This is a genomic window from Clostridium sp. (genome assembly GCF_029267215.1).
Taxonomy (GTDB): domain Bacteria; phylum Bacillota; class Clostridia; order Clostridiales; family Clostridiaceae; genus Sarcina.
This window is the reverse complement of the sequence record NZ_JARIDH010000024.1, coordinates 1-21,656: the sequence shown is the minus strand read 5'-3', so window position 1 is coordinate 21,656 and position 21,656 is coordinate 1. Positions and strand designations below refer to the sequence as shown.

Here is a 21,656-nt window from a genome sequence, read left to right as displayed (position 1 = left end):
TTAAAGGAGAATGGAAACTTCACTTTGATGAAAATTTAAAGGTAACTGATATAGAAGTTGGAGATGATGAAGGATATATACTTTGTGGAGTATCATATTGGGCAAAAAAAGATACTGATATAATAGTGAAAGAACTTGAGGATATGGTTGAACATGGTGATTTTACTAATTTATACTGGGATGATATAGTTAAAAATAACATAGAAAAATTAGATATACGTGTTCAAAAGATATCAGAAGATAGTATCTATGAAATTGATAATTTAGATGAGTTAAACTATGTTAAATCAATAGTTGAAAAATAATTTTCATATATTAAAGGATATTGATATTAATATGAATAAAGTAGGTAAATATAATGAAAAAAATAATAAGTAGGTTATTTTTTTATTAGTTTAATAGTAATATTATTGTATAAATTCTAAACTTAGTAAAGTTCAAAAAGTTGAAGATAACTCATGCCTATGCCTTTGGTGGGCCAGAACTTGCAATGAAAACTTTAAATGAAAATTTTAAGGTTAATGTTGAATATTTTATGTCTGTTAATTTTACTTCTCTTCCAGAGATTATTGATAAAATAGGAGGAGTTAAGATTAATATAACTCAAGAGGAAGTTCCTCACATACCAGGAGTTACTTCACCTGGAGAACAAACTTTAAATGGAGCAGAAGCTTTAGCTTATTCAAGAATAAGACATGCTGCTGGTGGAGATTATAAAAGAACTGAAAGACAGAGAGTTGTTTTAGAGGCAATTTTTGAAAAGTTAAAATCAACACCAAAGAGTGAATATCCTTCATTAATTGATGAGTTTTTACCTTATGTAGAAACAAATATGTCTTCTATGGACATGATTAAGTTAGCTACTAATGTAACTCCATTGATAAAAGGAAATTTAGAATTAGCTAGATTCCCATTGGATGGATATTGTAAAGGGGAGATACTTCATAAAGTTTGGTATTTAGTATATGATAGACAAGCTACCTTAAATCAAATACAAGAATATATTTATGATAATAAAAGCTTAGATTCATTTAAAAAGCAATAATAGTTTTAGCTTAAGGTAAAGTTGTAAAATAAATCTTAGTATTTTACAACTTTATTTTTATTGATTAAATTATTAATAACAGAAAAATGTAGAATTTTGTTGAAACAATTTTATTTAATTAAAACGATTGTAATGTTAAAATAATTAATAGATGTTTGTGTGAATTATCGTAAAATATAAAATCAAGGGGATATAGAAATGGATAGGAAAATAAGAAAAGCAATTATACCAGCAGCAGGTCTTGGTACTAGATTTTTACCTGCAACAAAGGCTCAACCTAAGGAGATGCTTCCTATAGTTGATAAGCCAACTATTCAATATATTATAGAAGAGGCTATAGCTTCTGGAATTGAAGAGATTCTTATAATAACTGGAAGAAGTAAGAAATGTATTGAGGATCACTTTGATAAGTCTATTGAGCTTGAAATGGAGCTTGAGAAAGCTGGGAAAAATGAGCTTTTAGATTTGGTTAGGGATATATCAGATATGGTTGATATTCATTATATAAGACAAAAGGAGCCAAGAGGACTTGGACATGCTATAAATTGTGCTAAGACTTTTGTTGGGGATGAACCTTTTGCTATACTACTTGGGGATGATGTAGTTTATAATGATGAAAAGCCATGTTTAAAGCAACTTATAGATTGTTATAATGAGTATAGAACTAGCGTTTTAGGTGTACAAACTGTTCCTCATGAAGATGTTTGTAAGTATGGAATAGTTGATGGTAAACATATTGAAGGAAGAGTTTATAAGGTTAAAGGTTTAGTTGAAAAACCAGCTGTAGATGAGGCTCCTTCAAATGTTGCAATTTTAGGTAGATACATAGTAACACCTAAGATATTTGAAATTTTAGAAAATACTAAGCCTGGAAAAGGTGGAGAGATTCAATTAACAGATGCTCTTTTAGAACTTATGAGTCAAGAAGCTATGTATGCTTATGATTTTGAGGGAAGAAGATATGATGTGGGAGATAAGCTTGGATTTTTACAAGCAACTGTTGAATATGCTTTAAGAAGACCAGAGCTTAGAGATGGATTTATTGACTATTTAAAAGGATTAGAAGGCAAAGAAATTTTTAAAGAGAAAGAACCTGAAATTAAATCTGAAGAAGAGGTTTTTGAGGAAGTTTAATAAAAATGTGTTAATTAGATATAGTAAATGCTTATATTTAATAATATAAATTCGTATGAAATAAGGTACTTAACAGTGTTAAGTACCTTATTTTTATAATATAATCTTATTATTTTAGTGACAATAACTTATTAAAAGTGTTAAAATTATATAAAAAATAATTAAATTATATAAAAATTAGTTTAAAATGATTAAATTACAATAAAATCTATTTATTAATATAAAAATGCTTAAAAAGATTTTATATGGATAAAATAGTATAATACTTAAGTGAATTAGGAGTGAAATTAATGAGTGAAAAAAGGTTATTGGCTTCAGATGTTTTTAAGCCTTGTAATTTCCCAGAATATACTTATATTACTAGAGAATCTGAAGATGGAATAGATTATGAACAGAGATTAAACTTAGCTCTTAGTATATCAGGTACATTAATATCAATAATTGGAGCATCAAAAATGGGTAAAACTGTTTTGTGTGAGAAGGTTATTGATTTTAATAAACAGGTAAATATATCTGGAGCAGACTTTTCAAGTGGTGAAGTTTTTTGGGAGGTTATAGCTAAGAAAATAGGTTTACCTCTAGAAGAAAATATAAAAGAGTATAGAAGTATAAATGAAAGTGAAAAATACTCTAAAACAGAGGTTTTTGCATTAACTAAGGACAGAGTTATCAATTATTTTGTTGAAAATGATAAAGTCTTAATATTAGATGATTTTCACTATGCCTCAGAAGAGGCACAAAAGAATATAGCAAGCCATTTAAAAGATGCAATAAGAAGAAATTTTAGAGCAATAATAATTTCATTACCACATAGAGCAGATACTCCTATAAGAAAGAATTCTGATTTAGTCGGAAGATTAAGTCTTATAGATATTGAATATTGGAAAAAAAATGAACTTAAGGAAATTGCAATAAAAGGATTTGCAAAATTAAATGTTAAAATATCAGATGAAATTGCAGAAGAAATAGCAATGGAGAGTTTAACATCACCACAGCTTATGCAATATATATGTTTAACAATATCTATCTTATCTAAAATAGATTCAGGTCTTTGTAAGGAAATAGATAAGGATATTTTGAAAAAAGCATATAGATTTACAACATCTAATCTTAATTATAAAGATGTTATTAATGTAATTTCTAAAGGGCCTTTAAGTAAAGGTAAAAAGAGAAGGTTATATTTAACAAAATCAAATAAAGAAATGGATGTTTATGAATTAATAGTAGAATCATTAGCAGAAAATCCACCTTTAATGGGTCTTACTATAGATGAAATAAAGGAAAGAATAAATACATTATTAATTGATACAAACAACTCTCCAGATAGACAAAAAATAAGAAATACTATCGCTCAAATTCAAAAAATTATTAGTGATAAAGATGATATTTATAAAGTCTTAGAATGGAAAGATGAAAAAGTTTATATTTTAGATCCACTATTCTTATTTTACTTAAGATGGGGGAGATAGAAGTGAATTATGATTTAAAATTAAAGGTTTCAATTAAAGATTTTTTGGGATTTTTAGAAGAAAAAATAAAAGAATTATATATGGTGGATAATGTAGAAAGTATTGATAAACTTTTAAAAGAAATTACTAGTAATATGAAAGAATATGTTTATTCTATAAATTTGATTAGTGATTTGAGGAAGAATACAGATTATATAAAAAGTGATTTTTCTAAACTTAAAAATGAAGAAAATATACGTAAAGCTAGAGATAGAACTTTATTGTTCCTAGAAGATTTAAAAATGTATTTTCGAGAAGAGAGGTATAATTTAATAGATTATAAGACCAAATTAGATGAAGAAACAAGTATATTAATTTTAAAAAGAATATTGAACAATTTTTATTCTCATATTAAGTCTATGTATATAGATAAAGTGCATGGAAGAGGAACGATAAAACAAGAAAATCTTGAGAAAATAAAAATAGGTAATGAATATGATGTTCAAAGAATACTTTATTCACTGATAAAACCTATTTTCCCAGATGCTAGAACAGAGGTTGTTGATGATGAAAGTGTAACATCTGTAAGATATGACATAGAGATTGAATCATGTAATACAGTTATAGAAGTTAAATGTACTAGACCAAGCCTTAGTGAAAGAAATTTAAATGAAGAGTTAGGTGCTGATAGTTTTCATTATTCAAGAAAAAATATAATGTTTTTTATTTATGACAAAGAAAATATAATATCTAATATTGAAGAATATAAAAAAGTCTATAATAATAAATTTAATAATAAGTTATTAGATATAGTTATAATTCAACCTGTTAATTTATAAATATATATAAATTAAATAATAAAATTCAGTTAGATATTTTATAATATAAGCTTAAACTTTAAAAAAAGTTATATTAATATAACTAAGATGTTAATGTGGTTTTTGAAGTATTGGACTTAGAAGCTATAGAGAAATTTGTGTGAAAACTTATTTCTCTATAGTTTTTTTTACTTAATTTTAAAGAATTCTCCAACATAAATCTTAGTAAATATAAGTTCTATTTATATCATAGGAAAGTAATTTGCGTAATATTAACTAATATAAAGTCACTTTAGTACAAATCTTGAAGGAAATTTTGGTTTGAAAGTAATTTACATAATATTAACATAAAAATTCAACTCTTTCTTAAGTTCATAAGTATTTATATAGTGAAAGGAAAATTTACCTTAAGAGTTAAGTTAATGTGAATCAACTGTTAAAAAATAGAAAATAATAAGTTTTTTTATTGAGTTATGGAATTTATGATGATAAAATTACTTTACAGTATTTAACATAACTAATTAAGTTATGTTGAATACTGCAAATAAAAGCTCTTTAATTAGTAATAACCTAGGGGTTTAAAAATTGTTTTTAATAAAGTTATATTAAAGTTATAGAGTAAATATAAACTAGAGGGGTTGATTAGTGAGACGGTTTATTTAAATATTTACTGGCTTAGGGTGATTTATTTATCATAAAAATTTTATATGTGTTTTAAGAGAGTTGATTTATGAAGGTTAATTTAATTAAGGGGATTTTCTAAGATTTTTAAATTATTGGTATAACAAGGGGGATTTAAAAATGGTAAACAAAGAGAGGATTCTTAAGAACTGTAAAGTTGAGAAGTTAAGCGTTATGGCATCTAAGGGGGATAAGGATGCAGTTAATGAACTTATTTTTAGGGCACAAAATGGGGATAGTGATTCATCTTATGAGATTCTTAAGCTTTATGAGGGGTTAGTTCACAAGCATGCTTCTAGATTTTTTATTAGTGGATATACTATTGAGGATTTAGAGCAAATTGGAAGGTGCGTTGTACTTGAATCTATTCCTAAGTTTAATGAGGAGTTTGGTTCTGATTTTATATTCTTCATAAGTACAAATGTTAAGAATAAGTTAGGAGCTATAGGAAATAAGAAGGAGAATAGAGAGGACAAATGCAGTTTAGATGAGCCTAATAGATCTGGGGTTATTATAGGGGAAGTTTTGGAGGATAGTTGCTCTGTTGAAGGAGATTTTATTAAAAAGGAATTAACAGAAGCACTTATTAAGGCTCTTGGCACACTTACTAAGGAGGAAAGGGATTTTATAATTTATGTTTTTAAAGATAGGGGAAATCTTACAAAATATTATAAAAAGCATAAGGATAAGTTGACTTTTGGACAAGTTAGGGGAATGAAGAAAAGAATACTTAAAAGACTTTATGAGCAGTTAGAGGAGTTTAAGTAAGATTAAAAAATATATAGGGATTTTAAAGCATACAGTTACCTAATAAAATTCAAAGTGTTGTAAGTTAGTAGGCAAAAATGGTTACGTTTTAAAGTATAAAGTGACTTAATAAAATAAGTAAAAATATTTAGAGGGGAATTTTTAAGGGGATTAATAGATATAAGATAAAAAAATAATAAACTTTAGAGGAAAGCAATTAAAAAGGTGATACAAATGAATAGGATAAATGAAATTTTTAGAAAGTAGTTATGTCTTTAGTAAGGGTAAGAGGACATAACTACTTTTTATTTTGAGTTAATTTGGGCTAAAATATTAGGTTATGTTTTAATAGAAAACTGATTTTAGATATAACTTTAAGATGGTATTAAGGAATAGCTAAAATCAACATTGGTTTAAAATAAAGCTAAAGCTTAAAATTTCTAGGAAAGAGAGAAGTTTTTTGAAAGCTTTCATTATATATAAACTTATTATTAACATCTCAATGAGAAATACGACAATTTCCTATTTCTTAAATATAATTAAATTACAAAAGTGTCTTTTTAGTAACTTAAAATGTATATTTAGGTATTTAAATCTTAATCTCTGTTTTAAACTAGTGTTTATTTTAGATAAACTTTTTGACCATCTTAATAAGCAATTTAGAGTTTCATTGAATATGTAAGAATAATAGCCTTAAAAAGCGAAGTTGTTTGACCTGAGGGAGTTTCTTCGCTTTAGCTATTGTTCTGGGATATTCAATAGAAACTCTCTGCGAAATTAAGTAGGTCTGAAGGGATAGCTAAAATCAACACTCTATTAAAACAGAAAAAATAGTAATTTTAAGATTTTAAAATAAGCTCTAAGTAAAGGCATTTTGGGAATTACATATTTTATATTAAGAGGAGTAGTAATTTTATGAGAGTGAATAAGGAAAGAGGGGTCTCTCTTTTAGAACCTAAAAATAGAGGGGTTTATACAGTCAATTTTAAGCATCCAATTTTGAAAGATGGTAAAGGGAATAATAAGGTTATAACTAAGAGTTTAGGAAATGATGTTGGCAAGGATATAAAGAAGGCAGAATATTTAAGTTATCAGATTAAGGAGATTATAAACAACAGGGATTGTTATGAAAATTATTATGAATTTTTAAAAGTTAAGGAATTTTATAATGAAAAGGCTATGGACATTGTTTTTCATAATACACCTTTTCATAATGAGTATTATAGTGATAATAATGATGATATTTTAAATAAGTTTATACCTTTTAATAAAAGTATTAATAATAGTAAAGTAAAGGATATTTGTGCTTTTGGAAGTGGTAAAAGTTCAGTTTTGATGGATTTTGTATTGAATAAGCATAGTGAAAAATATGACTTTGTTATTTCAAATAATTCCCTTGGATTGATTAAAAATAAAATCAAAGCTTTATGGATTAGGGAAAGGGAGTATTTTAATCTAGGTCAAGAGAATATTGGACAACATTTGGGGAACACTTCAAAAAATGAAAAAGATATTATTTATGAAGAGTTTGAAAAGTTACTTTTAGAACTTAAGAATTATATAACCAAAGGGAAGTTTGAAAATATTTCTAGGATTATAGAAAATTCAAAAGATATTGAGGTTAATTATGAGATTAGAGAGAGAGAGGGGGGAAGGAGATTTAATTTAGAGGAAATATGTTCATTAAATAATAAGGACTTAGATAGAATTTCTTCTTTAGCATATGCTTATTTTTCTATAAATAAAAAAGATAAGGAAGTCTTATTTAACATAATAAATGAAATACTTTTAGGGGATGATAAGCTTCAAAAGTATTGTGATTTATTTGAAGAGGAAATAAAGATTAAGCTACATGACATTGTTAGAAAGAATATTAAAGCGATATTAGAATGTGATATTAAAGGGGGAAGAGTAGGAGGAGACTTCTCACTAATTGAAGAAAGTTATTTAAGTTTATGGAATATAAAAGAACTAAACTTAAAAGATTTAGAGGGGGTAAATATTACCGTCTTTAATAAGAATAATAGGGATTATATTTTAAATTATTTAAGTAATGAAGAAAGAAAAAGGATTTCTAAGGCTGATTTACTTCTTTTGAATTTGGATGTTAAAGAAGAGTTTTTAACTTCTTATAATAAGGAGCTTTTAAAATACTTAATTATAAATGGATATTTAAATAAAACAAAGTTTTATATTCATGAAGAGAATATGAAGGATGAAAGAATGTACCTTAAAGAAAGATTTTATGTGAAATCCTTTGTTAAAAATCAGTTTATGAATCTTTTAAAAGAGATAGTGGAAGAGGAATATAGTTTTTTAGATGAGATTGTTAAGGGAAGGGAAAGATATTATCTAAATACTATGCTTTGTAACATTATATTTAATTATGGCCTAGAAAATTCTATTACAAGTGATTTAAAAACAATTAAGGGTGATGGGTTATACAGGACAAGAGAAATAAGAAGTGATTTATTAAATAATATAAAAAATAATAAGGATATAAAGAGAGAGAGCACTTTATTTAATTTAGAATTTTCTAAAATTAAACCTACATATAGATATGAAGATTTAGTTTATTTGTCCCAGGAAGTAAAAAGAGATTTTAGAGAGAATTTTTTTGCTTATCTTAATGCATCTACTGAAGAAACCTTAAGAGAATTTTTGCTTAGAATAAGTAATGATTTTGGAGGTAGAGAATATAGAAAACTTTGCCCTGAATATATACTTGAAAGAAAATTAAAAACAAAGTTAACTTCATTTTTATTAAACCCTCAAAGTGTGAAAGAGGAAATAAGTTGCTTTGACTTTTACAATATAATTGAATCATTAATGGAGAGTATATCAAGTGAAATAATGCAAGGAATTGAGAAGATATTGGTAAGCAATAATATTGAAAGATGGAGTGAAATAAAGGATAACTTTGAAAAAAATTATAAAATGAAATCAAATTTTACTTTCTTAGAGCATAATAAGTTAAGTTTAAGTTCAAAAATACAATGGAGAAAAGAAAATAAGGAGAATATTAGTACTAAAAAAGATATAGAGAGCCTTATTCTTCATATTTTTCCTGTAAATAATGATAGTTTTTATGGGGAAGATTACATTCTTAATTTAGCAAAGAATATTTTAAGTAAGAATAGTATTTTTAAGGCGATTAAAGGAGAGATTAAGATTTAAAGAAGTTAATTAAGCAATGTAAAATTCCACACTTAGATAAAACTTTTTATTATTAATCTAAAGTTTTTAGGGAGGATTTTTGAGAATAGAGAGGATTTGTTTTTATACAAAGCCCTCTATTCTATTTTATGTTTTAAACTTTTTATTTCATTATAATTCCTTGGCTACTACAACTAATCTAGCATCATCAAAGTCATAGTTGCAAGTTACTAAAGTTATAATTTTATCATTAGAACTTAAATTAATGTTTCTTTTAAATAAGGATAATTCTTTTTGTTTTTTTAGATAGTTTTCATAATCCTCATTGCTTGAGAAGGTTGGATCTATTTTTAATTTTTTAGCATTGCCTAGATAAACTGAAAATATTTCATATTGTTTTTCTTTGCCATCTTTATAAATAGTTACATACTTATTATTTTTAAAGAAGTTTTCATTTTCAAATTGATTCATTTGAGCAAACATTGTATCATTTCTCATATTGTGACCAAAGATTATAACATTTTTATCTTTATTTATATTGTTTTTATAATCAACAAATATTGAACCAGAGAAACTTTTCTTTTTATCAAAATCATGCTTTAAGTAAAAATCATTGTCTTTTCCTTGAACAACAGGGAAGTCTATATTTGTTCCGCTAACTTTTATCCAAAATACATAATCACTATTTATATCCTTTAGATTTTTCTCTTTAGTTGAATCACTTTTACTTTCCTTTGTAGTATTGTTAGTTGAATTTGAATCACTTACAGGAGAGTAGTTTCTAAGTTTTTCATAGCTTTTATAATCTGTATAGTATCCATGATATTTTTGAAATATTTTTAATCCACAGAATAATATTATCAATATTAAAACTGCATTTATAATTTTTCTGCTTCTTGTCTTCATTTTTTATTCCCCCAATTTTTAAAAAAATATACATGTAAATCAGTTTAATATTATATAAAAATTTTAAGTTTCCATATAAATATTAATAAATCATAAACTGTTTTAAAGTAATACTATTTTACTATCTAAATTAAGAAAAAATCAATATTTTAAATCTATTAAATAAAAATATAAGCGTATTTTCGTTTATAAAGGGTTAATAAAAAACATATTGTCTAATATAAACTTTTTATGAAAATGTTTAAAAAGTATAAATAGTAATTTAAAATGTCGTTTACGCTTAAAAAAAGCATTTTATTATTTATTTATAGAAATGGAATCTATAGGAAGTTATTATATTAATATAAAGTTCTCAAAAAATTTTAAAAATAGAAACAAAATTTGAGAACTATTAGTAATGTTAATAATTTTGAAAGTAAATGGTGTTTAAATGAAAAATAAGAAATTTAGTATTAAAAATATTTTTAACATAGTATTTTATTTAATTTTAGCTTGTATTCTTATATTTTCTATATCAAATATAGTTGCTGCAAAAAATGGTAAGCAACCAACTTTGTTTGGATATAGCACATATTATATAATGACAGGAAGTATGGAACCAACAATTCCAACAGGAAGTCTTGTTATTGATAAGGCAGGAAATACTCAAGATATAAGAAAAGGTGATATTATTACATTTAAAGATGGAATTAATATTACAACTCATAGAGTATATAAGGTTTTAGATGGTGGAAATAAGTTTATAACTAAAGGGGATGCAAACAATGTTCAAGATCCTATGCCTAGAACTAGAAATCAAGTTTTAGGAGTTGTACAATATCATATACCTCATTTAGGAAATATAGCGGAATTCATAAAAAATAATTTAATAATTATAATTTGTGGAATCATTGCTTTATTTGCTGCATTTAACCTTTTATTTATGAATAAAAAAGAAATTAAATAAAAAATATATAGTGTTCTTTAGACTTTTAAAGAGATGTTTTGTGAAAATGTAATTTGTCTAATTTTAGAGGCTGTGAAGTATGTTCTTTATATGGGTACTTGGAACATATGGAGCCAGTAGTGCAACCGACTGATTTTATTATAAATATGGAATATGATTATAAGTTAATTATAGTTGTATAAATATCAAGCACATCAAGATATAAAAATATTTTTTTAAAACAGGGGGATTAAGAAAATGAACAAGAAAAAAATCACAACTTCACTTATGGCAGTAGCCTTAGTATCATCATTAGCAGTAGGATCATTAGCATGGTTCACATCACAAGATACTATAACTAACCCATTCTCAACAGTTTCAACAGATAAAAACGTAGATAACAGAGTAGATTCTGGTATTAGAATTCATGAGGATTTCGATAAGGATGCTGCTAAAAATGTTGCACCAGGACAAACTGTTAAGAAAGAGGTTCAAGTACATAGTACTGCTAAATATGATCAATTTGTAAGAGCTAAAATAACAAAGGAATTTACATATGACGGAAAAACTGTAGACTGTTATGTTGAAACACCAACAACTTATACAAATGAGCAAGGTCAAAAAGTTGAAACTAAACAAATAACTTTCTATAATAGTAAAACCGATAAAGATATACCATCAGGATCAGTTAAATTAAATCCAGAGTTTATTAAATTAAACTTCACTAGTAATAGTAACTGGTTAGATAATACAGCAACTGATGGATTCTACTATTATAATGAAGTGCTTAAAGCAGGTCAAAATACTAATAATTTAATAGACAGTGTTACTTTAGATGGACAAGCTGGAAATGCATATAAAAACTTAGGATTCAATGTAACTGTTAATGCTGAATCTATCCAAGCAGCAAATAAAGCAGCTAAGGATGCATGGAAACAAGCACCAACAAATTTTAATAACACAGTTGATGCTTATGCACCAAAATCAGCACAAACAAGTAAATAATTAAAATAAGTAAAAATAAAAGTTTAGGGTGAATAAATATGAGTAATAAATTTAGAATTTGTTTAACAGCCCTATTAGTTATTTTGATTACTGGAAGTTGGGGGAGTGTAGCGAAAGCTATCTCCCCTAATGTTGAATTAGAAGGAAATGCAAGAGGGATAGTTTTTCTTAGTGGAGATGAACCTTTTTTAATGAAATATAATATGTTACCAGGTGATACTGTTGAAAGAAAGATGAAATTAGTAAACAGATATTCAGATACATATAAAATTTATTTAAGAGCTCAAAGATTAACGCCAAAAGAAAAAGCAGATATTTTAAGTAAGATACATTTAAAAGTTTTTTATGACAAAAAAGAAATCTATAGTGGTCCAGTTTCAGGTGAAGATGGAATGACTAAAAATATTTACTTAGGTTCTATAGATCCAGGAAAAGAAAAAGAGCTTTACGCAAAAGCTATTTTAGATGGCAGAACAATGGGCAATGAATTTAAAAATAAGTATGGTGAAGTAGAATGGATTTTTACAGCTGTTAGGATTCCAAAATCAAAAGCTTATGAGCAAGAAGAATTTTTTAAGAAATATGTTCCTGAAAAAATATTTAATAGGGAGATAATGCCTAAAACAGGAAGTGAATTAGCAGGATATATTCCTTATATTGCTATTGGAGCAATTTTATTAGGTTTATTAGTACTTTCATATAACAGGAAAAATAAAAAATCTTTGAAAAAGGATAATTAGTCAAATAAAAAATACACTAACAATATTAATATTGATTTGTGTAAATATTTTTTATAAGAAAATTTAGAACTAATTTAGACTACATTCAAATTTTTAAGCTCTATTTCATTATGAGAGTTATAAAATAGGTGAATGTAGTTTTTTTATTATAAAAACACTATACATATTAAAAGGGTATTTTTTATAAGAATTTAATATATCTATTTTTAGTTTTTATTTCTAAATTTTGTATATGTTTTTGGGGATTTACATTATATTTCAATATATAATTGTTTTTTAGTAAAAGACTTGAAAACTAATGTTTAACTTTACAAAATTATAAATTAATTGTAAAATAAAATTAGATAATTTGTTAATTGCAAATTTTATAATTTTAGGCTAAAGGCCTTTTTTTTGTCCAATAATTGATAATTACTATTATATAGTTATTTTAATTAAATGATTTATTATATTTTTTTAATGGATATATTTCGAAATTATGTTAATTGTAAGTTGGTTTTAAAAGGTATATCAATTAATACTTGCTTTAAAAAGGTCTTATAATAAATATCTTGATTAAGAAAAGTAATTTTTATTATCCTTTTAAATAATTTTAAATTACAATTTTGTTTTAAATAATTATTTTAATTTATATTAAATTTACTTTTTTAAGCCTAAATATAACTTATTATGATGTATTTAAATTAAGTGTCTTGTGAAATGATTATAAGTCTAATTTAAACTTAAGAACATATTTAAAGTTAGGTGGTGTAGACTATGATAAGCATAGCAATATGTGATGATGAACAAATACAACGTAATATGATTAAAAATATGATTTTGCAAATAAGTCAAGATAATAATATGGGAATAATTATTGACGAATTTAAATCTGGTAAAGACTTTTTAAGTGTATTTAAGAAAAATACTCAAAAATATAACTTGATTTTTTGCGATATTATTATGGGTGAAATTAGTGGAATTGAACTTTTAAAAGTTGTGAAATCAATGAACTCATCTATTCAAGCTATATTAATCACAAGCTGTGATGAATTTGTTTTTGAAGGATATGATCTTGGAGTTTTAAACTATTTAATGAAACCAGTGTCTCGAAAAAAGCTTGAAAGAGAATTTTTAAGAGCTATAAAGAATATAAATCATACAAGTCCATCAGTCTATACTGTTCATTCAAATGGAGGAATGATTTTTATAGACTTATCGGAGGTGTTGTATTTTGAAGTCAATAATAAAACTATAACAGCTAACTTTGGAGATAGGACAGTAGAATTTAATATGAAAATAAAGGACTTAGAAAATGATTTAAAAGACAGAAATTTCTTTAGATGTCACAGAAGCTTTTTAGCAAACATGGCTAAAGTAGATTCAATATTACAAAATAAAATATTATTTCAAAATAGAATGGATATTCCAATAGGTAGGTTATATAAGAAGTCATTAAAAGAATATTTATTAAGTCGAACTTTAAGGTTTTAAATATGGATTTTAGAGCAATTATGGATATAAATTTTATTGTATCCATAGTAATTTTAGGAATAATAATTTCCAAAAAAATGAATTACATTGTGGAAATTAGAAAAACAGTTTTGACATTTATTTTGATAAGTATAATAATACCATTTATAAACATTATTTTTGGTGTTAAATTAACTTATCATTTTATAGAGTTTATGACAATTGGGGGATTAGTATATTACTTTGAAATCAAAGATTTTAATATAAGTCTTTTCATAGCATCCATATTTTCTTTGAGTTTTTCAGTATGTAGGTATATACTAATCTTTACTTATGTAACATGCACATTCTATTTAGGAAATGAAAAAATATTAAATACAAAAACAATAATAATATTTCAAGTAATAGTTTTAAGTCTAATAATACTATTTATTATATTTACAATTTATCTTATAAATATAATGTTGGAAAATATGAGATTTAATAGAAAATTAATATCTACAATCTTAGTATTTTTAATTATTGTTCTTATTACAGGAACAGTTTTTGATGTTGATACAGTTGAATCAGAACTTGTTTATAGAGCATCAATATGCTCTATATTTATAGCAATATATATGGGAATCATATGTATTTGTCTTTATAAAAAATACCAGGATATAAAATTAAAATCACAGGTATCTCTTCTAAAAAACCAACTTTATTATCAAGAAAGATATTATGAAAAAGTCCTTAAAGGATATGAGTATGCAAGAAGAGCTAAGCATGATTTAAATAATCATATAAATGTAATGAGATATTTACTTGAAACAAAGGATTATGTTGCCATGGAGGAATATTTAAATAGAATAAATGAGTTTATTCTTGACAATAAGGAAATCAAAGTTTGTGGAAATAAGATTATAAATGCTATATGTGTTGAAAAAATTGCTCTTTGTAGGAATAAGAAAATAAAAATAGATTTTGATATTGATATTCCAGGTGATATAAATATGAATTTACTCACATTATGCATTGTATATGGAAATCTTTTGGATAATGCAATAGAAGCCTGTGAAAGAATTTCTGATAAAAACATAGAAAGGTTTATAGATGTTATCTCTTTCTTAGAATTTGATAAGCTCTATCTTAAGGTTGTAAATTCTAAGGATATTAGTCAAAAAAATATATCTGGAAGATTTATAACTAGCAAGAGTGATAAGAAAAATCATGGATTAGGATTGGGCAATGTAATGCATGTTGTTAATAAAAATAAAGGATATGTTGATTTCAAGGATTTAAACGATGTTTTTGAGGTTAATCTTTATATGAATTTAAAAAATAATAATGAATAATATTTACTCTAGTATATTAAAGTAGTAGGAAGTTTCTTACTGCTTTTTTGTTTGAAAATAATAACAAATATCTTATAATGAGTATTTAATTTTCAAAATGTACTACAAAAATTATATATTTTTGTATAAAATAGAATATATAACAAATTTATCTCACAAATAAAATATGGAGGATTATAATGGATAAAGGTAGAAGAGCAAAGAAACCTAAAAAAGGTTTTTCACATAGTGATAAATCCAAGATTTTAAATATATCTCTTATAGTGCTTTCTGTAGCTTTAGTTTTAGTTATAGTTTTTGGGACAATTAGAGATAGAAAAATTTTAGCTAGTAATAGAGAAAATATTTCATCATCAAATAATACTGATAGTAGTAACTCTACTTCAAAAGAAGTAGATAGTAAATTTAAGGGGGATAATCCTTATAAAAAAATAAATGATGGTCAAAGTGTTAATATTCTTGTGTTAGGTGATGGAATAGGAAATAGTGAAGGAAAAAATGGAGATGAAGGAGATTGGAGTAATCTTCTTACTAAGTGGTTGCAAGATACATATAATTCAAAGGCTAACATAACAAATTTATCAGATCAAAAAGCTACTATAAAAGATGGAAACAAAAGCTTAGAAGCTAACAAGGATAATTTTGATATAGCATACATAATATTTGGACAAAATGATGAAAAAACTTTAAGTGCAGAAGAATTTAAGAAAAATTATGAGGAAGTAGTTAAAAATCTTAAGGAAAGAAACAAAGATATGGCTATAGTTCCTGTAATAGAAAATTCAATCAGAAAGAAAAATGCTTATACTAAAGTGATTGAAGAGGTAGCAAAGGAGAATAACCTTAATGTTTTAGATATGGCTACAGTATTTACAAAAGATCCAGAACCATATGCAAAAATAACAACTAAGGGTGGAATATTCCCTAATAATACAGGTTATGGTCTTTACTTCAAAGAAATGAAAAATTCAATAGAATCTAATATAAAACAATTAGCATAATAAATTATAGGTTATATCAGAAGTATTAATAAAACTTACAAATAAATTCTAAGAATTGTTTAGAAGTTTAATTAAAAATTTTGATATAACCTTATATATTTAATAAAAAAATTTTGCTTTTGATTAGGAATTAAATTTATTAGATTAAATTGACTTAAAAAGATATATAGGATAATATACATAGGTAATTATTTTGAAAGTTGGTGAATCTTATTAATAATTTTTTGAGTGAGGATAAAATTATTCTTAATAAAAAAGTTTTAAACAGAGAAGAGGCTATAAGATTAGCAGCGAAACCTCTTTTAGACAATGGAGATATTAAAGAGGAATATGTAGATGATATAATCAATAAAATGGAAGAACTAGGTCCATATATGGCAATAATGCCAAGTGTAGTTATTGCACATTCAAGACCAGGGGAATTAGTTGAAAGAGATTGCATTAGCATGATGACTTTAGATGAACCAGTTTATTTTGGGAATGAAGATAATGATCCAATAGAAATAATTTTTGTTATTGCGGCGAAGGAAAATAACAGTCATTTAGATGTACTTCAGGATTTAGCTAGAGTTTTAATTGATGAAGAAGCAGTAAATAAAATAAAAGAAGCAAATAATTCAAAAGAAGTTTTAGATATTTTATCTTGGTAAAAAAAGTCTCATCCAAACTTTAGCTTGGTAGAGGCTTTTTGTTTTAATATGTATCAAAATAAGTTAATATTAATAGAGTAGATGTGAAATACTTACTACCTATAAAAGTTTGGAGTTTCTTAGCTAATATAACTGATGTTACAAGTTTATAGATTGGGGGCATAAAACCTCATGGATTTATGACAGAAGCTGTAAGCTTATAACTCTCTAGTTTTTGGTCTTGTAAATATTTTTTATTTAAAAATATTTTATGCTATAAACCTAATTTCTTGTAGCAAATAGATACTAAAAGTTTAGAAATTTTTTTAGACAAAATTTTAATTTAGGAATGGAGAAATGCTATGAAGATTTTAACTGTATGTGGATTTGGAGTTGGAACTAGTTTGCTTTTAAAAATGACTATTGAATCAGTTTTAAGTGAAGAAGGAATAGAGGGGGAAGTTGAGGCTCAAGATATGACAAGTGTTTGTGGAAATTCAGCAGATTTAATATTCACTTCAAAGGAAATTAAAGAACAAATAGAAGGAAATGTAACTGGAAAGATAATCAATATTTCAAATTTTATGGATAAAGAAGAAATTAGAAAATATATAAAATTATAGAGGGGATGTTTTATGAAAGAAAGTTTGAATTTTATAATTGGCATTGTTAGAAACCCAGCTATTTTCATGGGAATTATAGCAGGATTAGGTTTAATACTTCAAAAAAAGTCTATTGAAGTTATATTAAAAGGAATTTTTAAAAGTATAATTGGAATGATAATTTTACTTAAGGGAGTTGAGATAGTTGTTTCATCAATAACACCTTTAGCTAATGGATTTTCTACTATATTCAATACTAAAAGCAATAGCAATCTAGGAGATTTCAATGTTTTTTTAGGTAAATATGGAACTTATGTAGGGGTTATACTTCTTTTAGGTTTTATTATAAATATATTAATAGCAAGATACACAAGGTTTAAGACCATATACTTAACAGGAAATATATTATTTTGGTATCCAATGCTTTTCTTAGCTGTTGGAATGGAGAATAATATAAGTGGAATAAAATTATTTGTTTTTTCATTACTAATGTATGTTTTAGTAATAACAATTTTCCCATACATATTAAGAAAACATGTGCCTTATGTTACAGGAAATGACATGTTTACTATTGGACATACTGCCTCTATTTATTGTTTATTAGGTTCATACATAGGAAAATGGGTTGGAAAAAAAGAGAAAAATCTTGAAAATATTGAATTACCTAAATCAATAAGTTTTCTTAGAGATACAAATATAACATCAGGTATTGTTATGTTTTTAATGTATATTTTAGTTGGATTACTTATAGGAAGAGAATCAAGAGCCCATGTTTATGGAGGAAGTGATTTTATAACTTATTCATTAATTCAAGGGGTAACTTTTTCTGCTGGAATGATAATACTTTTAACTGGGGTTAGAATGATTTTAGGAGAAATAATACCTTCATTTAAAGGAATTGCAGATAAACTTGCGAAGGGATCAATACCAGCTTTAGATATTCCTATGATATTTCCATATGGTCAAAATTCATTGCTTGTAGGCTTTATATTAGCTTTAATAAGTAGTATAGTAACTTTATTCATTTTAGGAGCTTCTGGAATGCTTACATTCGCTTTAATTCCTTTAGTAGTTGCCTGTTATTTTGATGTGGCTCCAGGTGCCATTTTTGCAAATTCTAGAGGGGGATGGCCAGCTGCTTTGATAACAAGTATATTAGGTGGAATAATTTTAATGCTTTTAGCTTTCATATCCATGAATATAGTAAGTGGAACTGTAGGAACCTTTATACAAGCTTATGGAGGAAATGAGTTTTCTATTTGGGTAATAATAAGTAATTTATTTGGAAAGATTTTTGCTTTATAAAGGTGTATGATAATAAAATAGCCTGTTTTTCACATAAGAATAAAATTTAAATAACTATTTAAATTAGGCTTTGTTTTAAACTAGTGTTGATTTTAGATATAACTTTAAGAATAGTTTATTAATTAGGTCTGAATGGATAGATAAAATCAACACTCTATTAAAACAGAACCTTAAATTAAAATATAAAAGGATGGGGTTAATTATGGAAAATATAAAAGGTATAGTATTTTTTGATGTAGATGGAACGCTTATAGATTATAATAAGAAAATTTCAAAGCCATCAGAAAAAACAAAAGAAGCAATAAAAAAATTAAGAGATAATGGATATCTTACAATGCTTGCGACAGGAAGACCAATGAGTTTTGTTGATCCTAGCTTGAAGGATTTGAATTTTAATGGCTATATAGCTTCTAATGGAACTTATATAGAATTAGATGGAAAAGAAATGTTAAATGACAGTATAAAAATTGAAAAACTAAGAGAAATTATGGAGTATTGTAATAAAGAAGAGATAAATTTTATTTTAGAGGGGCAAAAGACAAGCTATGCACCAAGACAAGAAATAGTAGATTTTCTTGTAAATAATTTTGCAATTACTTCTGATAAATTTACTGTTGGTATAGAGGGAGATCATATATCAGCTAATAAATTAGTTATAGTAGATAATGAAAAGGAAACTTTTAAAAACATATTTAATAAGTTTGGTGAGGATTTTGTGTTTATGCAACATCCTGGATTAAATTCTTATGATATGTATAGAAGAGGATGTACAAAAGGGCGAGGAATAGAGATGTTCATAAAAGAAATGGGATTTGAAGACAAGCCTACATATGCCTTTGGTGATGGAGAAAATGACATAGAGATGTTCCAAACTGTTAAATATGGAATAGCCATGGGAGATGCTCATGACAGATTACTTCCATATGCTTATAAACAAACAGAAAATGTGCCTAATGAAGGAATATATAAGGGACTTCTAGAATTAGGTTTAATTAAATAATAAAATAATTTACATAAAAATATAATAAGGATATTTAATATTGCAGGAAAGTTTAATTTGAAACTAATTTTCCTGCAATTTTTTTGTGTGAAATATTAATTAAAGAATTTTAATGGAGAGTATATATGAAAATATTAATAGAATAACTAATTAATATTAAAGTCTAAAATAACTTCTATTAATATTGACAAATATTTATCATGATGTTATATTGATAATCGATATCAATTATTATTTTGTGAATCTATTAATTTGTTATTCAAAAAATATTAAATTATATAGAAGTATTTTATTTATTGGAGTGGTTAAATGACGGAGGAATCAATTATAAATAATAATTTTTTTATGCAAGGTTTTTATTTTGACACACTTATAGAAATTAATATATGGTGTTGTGAAAGTAAGGGCGATGATATATTAAAAAAATCCTTTGATTTATGTAAATATTATGAGGAGCTTCTTAGTAAAACAAAAAAAGGAAGTGATATTTATAATATAAATACTAGTGGTATAAATGGATATTGTGTTAATAAAGAAACTCTTAACATAATAGAAAAGAGTTTATATTATAGTGAGCTTTCTAATGGTGGATTTGATATTAGCATTCAGCCACTTTTAAAACTTTGGAATTTTAAATGTGAAGAAAAAATCATTCCTACAGAGGAAGATATTGAAGCTAATTTAGAACTAGTAAATTATAAAAATATAGTTATTAATGGAAATAATGTAATGCTAAAAAGAGAGGGTATGTCAATAGATTTAGGGGGAATTGCTAAGGGGTATATAGCAAACAAGCTAAAAGAATTTTTAATTTCACAGGGGGTAAATAGTGGAATAATAAATTTAGGTGGAAATGTATTATGTATAGGGAAAAAAGAGAATGGAGAAAAATTTAAAATTGGAATTCAAGAACCTTTTTCAAGTAGAGGGGAGATACTTGGAATTTTAGAAATATGTGATAAATCAGTTGTTTCTTCTGGAATATATGAAAGATTTTTTGAAAAAGATGATAAGATATATCACCATATAATAAATCCTAAAGATGGTAAACCTTTTGAAAGTGATTTACTTCAAGTAACTATATTATCTGAGGACTCAATGGATGGAGATGCCTTAAGTACAATAGCCTTATCACTTGGTGAAAAAGAGGGTATGAAACTAATAGATTCTATAGAAGGTGTAGAAGGATTATTCATAAATAAAGATGGAGTTATAAAAGGAACTAAAAACTTTGAAAGTATGCTTTAGTTTAATAAATAAATCATCGCAAATATGTCTATTTTGATTTATTTTATTTTTAAATTTAATTTTTCAATAGAAAGGGGATTAGTGCTAGTGAAAGATTAATAAATAATTTGAATTATGATATAGATTTAAAAAATTAGACATTTTTAAGAGTAAATTATATTAGTGGAAAGGATGATAATATGAACAGAAAAAGTTTATCAATATTAATAGCTTCAACTGTTATAAGCTGCGGGATTGGAGGAATAATATCTAACGCTGAAAATGTTAAAGCAATAGAATCACCAGTTTACCATAATCAAAATGATGATTCTAAAGTGGATGATAAGAATATAGTGGAAAATACAGCTGAAATACTTAAGGAAACTAGAAAAATATATTTCCAATATAAATATAAACTTGATAAGAATTTCTTAAAAGAGATTAAAGAGCCAGTAGAATACATATATATGCATGAAGATAAAATGAAAAAGCTTGAAAATG

At 25.4% G+C, this 21,656-nt stretch carries 19 protein-coding genes, 1 pseudogene and 1 riboswitch; of the genes and pseudogenes, 19 read left to right on the top strand and 1 reads right to left on the bottom strand.

What is annotated here, in order from left to right:
* The 7 genes and pseudogenes from Q1K13_RS03475 to Q1K13_RS03445 form a co-directional block, all read left to right on the top strand.
* A pseudogene (locus tag Q1K13_RS03475) lies at positions 1-305 on the top strand (CTP--phosphocholine cytidylyltransferase); the annotation flags it as partial.
* Between the two features lie 140 nt (positions 306-445).
* The gene (locus Q1K13_RS03470; RefSeq protein WP_300347751.1) at positions 446-1,045 is read left to right on the top strand and encodes an LCP family protein; all 600 of its coding nucleotides are present in this window, start codon (positions 446-448) and stop codon (positions 1,043-1,045) included.
* Positions 1,046-1,243: 198 nt separating this feature from the next.
* Complete coding sequence (gene galU / locus Q1K13_RS03465) at positions 1,244-2,179, top strand: UTP--glucose-1-phosphate uridylyltransferase GalU (RefSeq protein ID WP_300347750.1); 936 nt, start codon at positions 1,244-1,246, stop codon at positions 2,177-2,179.
* A gap of 290 nt (positions 2,180-2,469) precedes the next feature.
* Positions 2,470-3,648 (top strand): ATP-binding protein, encoded by a 1,179-nt coding sequence (locus Q1K13_RS03460; protein ID WP_300347749.1) that lies wholly within the window; start codon positions 2,470-2,472, stop codon positions 3,646-3,648.
* Between the two features lie 2 nt (positions 3,649-3,650).
* On the top strand, positions 3,651-4,466 hold the full coding sequence (locus Q1K13_RS03455; protein ID WP_300347748.1) for a PD-(D/E)XK nuclease domain-containing protein: 816 nt from the start codon (positions 3,651-3,653) through the stop codon (positions 4,464-4,466).
* Positions 4,467-5,246: 780 nt separating this feature from the next.
* Positions 5,247-5,894 carry a sigma-70 family RNA polymerase sigma factor gene (locus tag Q1K13_RS03450; RefSeq protein ID WP_300347747.1) on the top strand — a complete coding sequence of 216 codons (648 nt, stop codon included), beginning with the start codon at positions 5,247-5,249 and terminating at the stop codon, positions 5,892-5,894.
* Positions 5,895-6,788: 894 nt separating this feature from the next.
* A complete protein-coding gene (locus Q1K13_RS03445) occupies positions 6,789-9,050 on the top strand; it encodes a hypothetical protein (RefSeq protein WP_300347746.1) in 2,262 nt (753 codons plus the stop codon).
* Positions 9,051-9,200: 150 nt separating this feature from the next.
* Here the strand turns inward: Q1K13_RS03445 and srtB are convergent, their stop codons facing one another.
* Positions 9,201-9,935, bottom strand: a complete 735-nt coding sequence (gene srtB / locus Q1K13_RS03440) for a class B sortase (RefSeq protein WP_300347745.1) — start codon at positions 9,933-9,935, stop codon at positions 9,201-9,203.
* A 430-nt stretch (positions 9,936-10,365) separates the two neighbouring features.
* Here srtB and Q1K13_RS03435 point away from each other — a divergent pair, with 430 nt between their 5' ends.
* From Q1K13_RS03435 to Q1K13_RS03380, 12 genes are all read left to right on the top strand, one after another.
* Positions 10,366-10,881: a signal peptidase I gene (locus tag Q1K13_RS03435; protein ID WP_300347743.1), complete on the top strand. Its 516-nt coding sequence runs from the start codon at positions 10,366-10,368 to the stop codon at positions 10,879-10,881.
* A 56-nt stretch (positions 10,882-10,937) separates the two neighbouring features.
* Positions 10,938-11,021: riboswitch (cyclic di-GMP riboswitch) on the top strand.
* A gap of 97 nt (positions 11,022-11,118) precedes the next feature.
* Entirely contained in the window at positions 11,119-11,865 is a 747-nt protein-coding gene (locus tag Q1K13_RS03430) for a BsaA family SipW-dependent biofilm matrix protein (protein ID WP_300347742.1), read from the top strand.
* Between the two features lie 38 nt (positions 11,866-11,903).
* A complete protein-coding gene (locus tag Q1K13_RS03425; RefSeq protein ID WP_300347741.1) occupies positions 11,904-12,605 on the top strand; it encodes an LPXTG cell wall anchor domain-containing protein in 702 nt (233 codons plus the stop codon).
* Positions 12,606-13,361: 756 nt separating this feature from the next.
* Positions 13,362-14,078: a LytR/AlgR family response regulator transcription factor gene (locus tag Q1K13_RS03420; protein ID WP_300347740.1), complete on the top strand. Its 717-nt coding sequence runs from the start codon at positions 13,362-13,364 to the stop codon at positions 14,076-14,078.
* 2 nt (positions 14,079-14,080) lie between these two features.
* Positions 14,081-15,391 carry a sensor histidine kinase gene (locus tag Q1K13_RS03415; protein WP_300347739.1) on the top strand — a complete coding sequence of 437 codons (1,311 nt, stop codon included), beginning with the start codon at positions 14,081-14,083 and terminating at the stop codon, positions 15,389-15,391.
* A 179-nt stretch (positions 15,392-15,570) separates the two neighbouring features.
* A complete protein-coding gene (locus Q1K13_RS03410) occupies positions 15,571-16,392 on the top strand; it encodes an SGNH/GDSL hydrolase family protein (RefSeq protein WP_300347738.1) in 822 nt (273 codons plus the stop codon).
* A 224-nt stretch (positions 16,393-16,616) separates the two neighbouring features.
* Positions 16,617-17,042: a PTS sugar transporter subunit IIA gene (locus tag Q1K13_RS03405; RefSeq protein WP_300347737.1), complete on the top strand. Its 426-nt coding sequence runs from the start codon at positions 16,617-16,619 to the stop codon at positions 17,040-17,042.
* A 341-nt stretch (positions 17,043-17,383) separates the two neighbouring features.
* Entirely contained in the window at positions 17,384-17,644 is a 261-nt protein-coding gene (locus Q1K13_RS03400) for a PTS sugar transporter subunit IIB (protein ID WP_300347736.1), read from the top strand.
* 12 nt (positions 17,645-17,656) lie between these two features.
* Entirely contained in the window at positions 17,657-18,928 is a 1,272-nt protein-coding gene (ulaA, locus tag Q1K13_RS03395) for a PTS ascorbate transporter subunit IIC (protein ID WP_300347735.1), read from the top strand.
* Between the two features lie 202 nt (positions 18,929-19,130).
* A complete protein-coding gene (locus Q1K13_RS03390) occupies positions 19,131-19,928 on the top strand; it encodes an HAD family hydrolase (RefSeq protein ID WP_300347734.1) in 798 nt (265 codons plus the stop codon).
* A 309-nt stretch (positions 19,929-20,237) separates the two neighbouring features.
* Positions 20,238-21,176, top strand: coding sequence for an FAD:protein FMN transferase (locus tag Q1K13_RS03385; protein WP_300347733.1), 939 nt, complete (start codon positions 20,238-20,240; stop codon positions 21,174-21,176).
* Positions 21,177-21,355: 179 nt separating this feature from the next.
* A partial coding sequence (locus tag Q1K13_RS03380; RefSeq protein ID WP_300347731.1) for a hypothetical protein occupies positions 21,356-21,656 on the top strand: 301 nt, incomplete at its 3' end.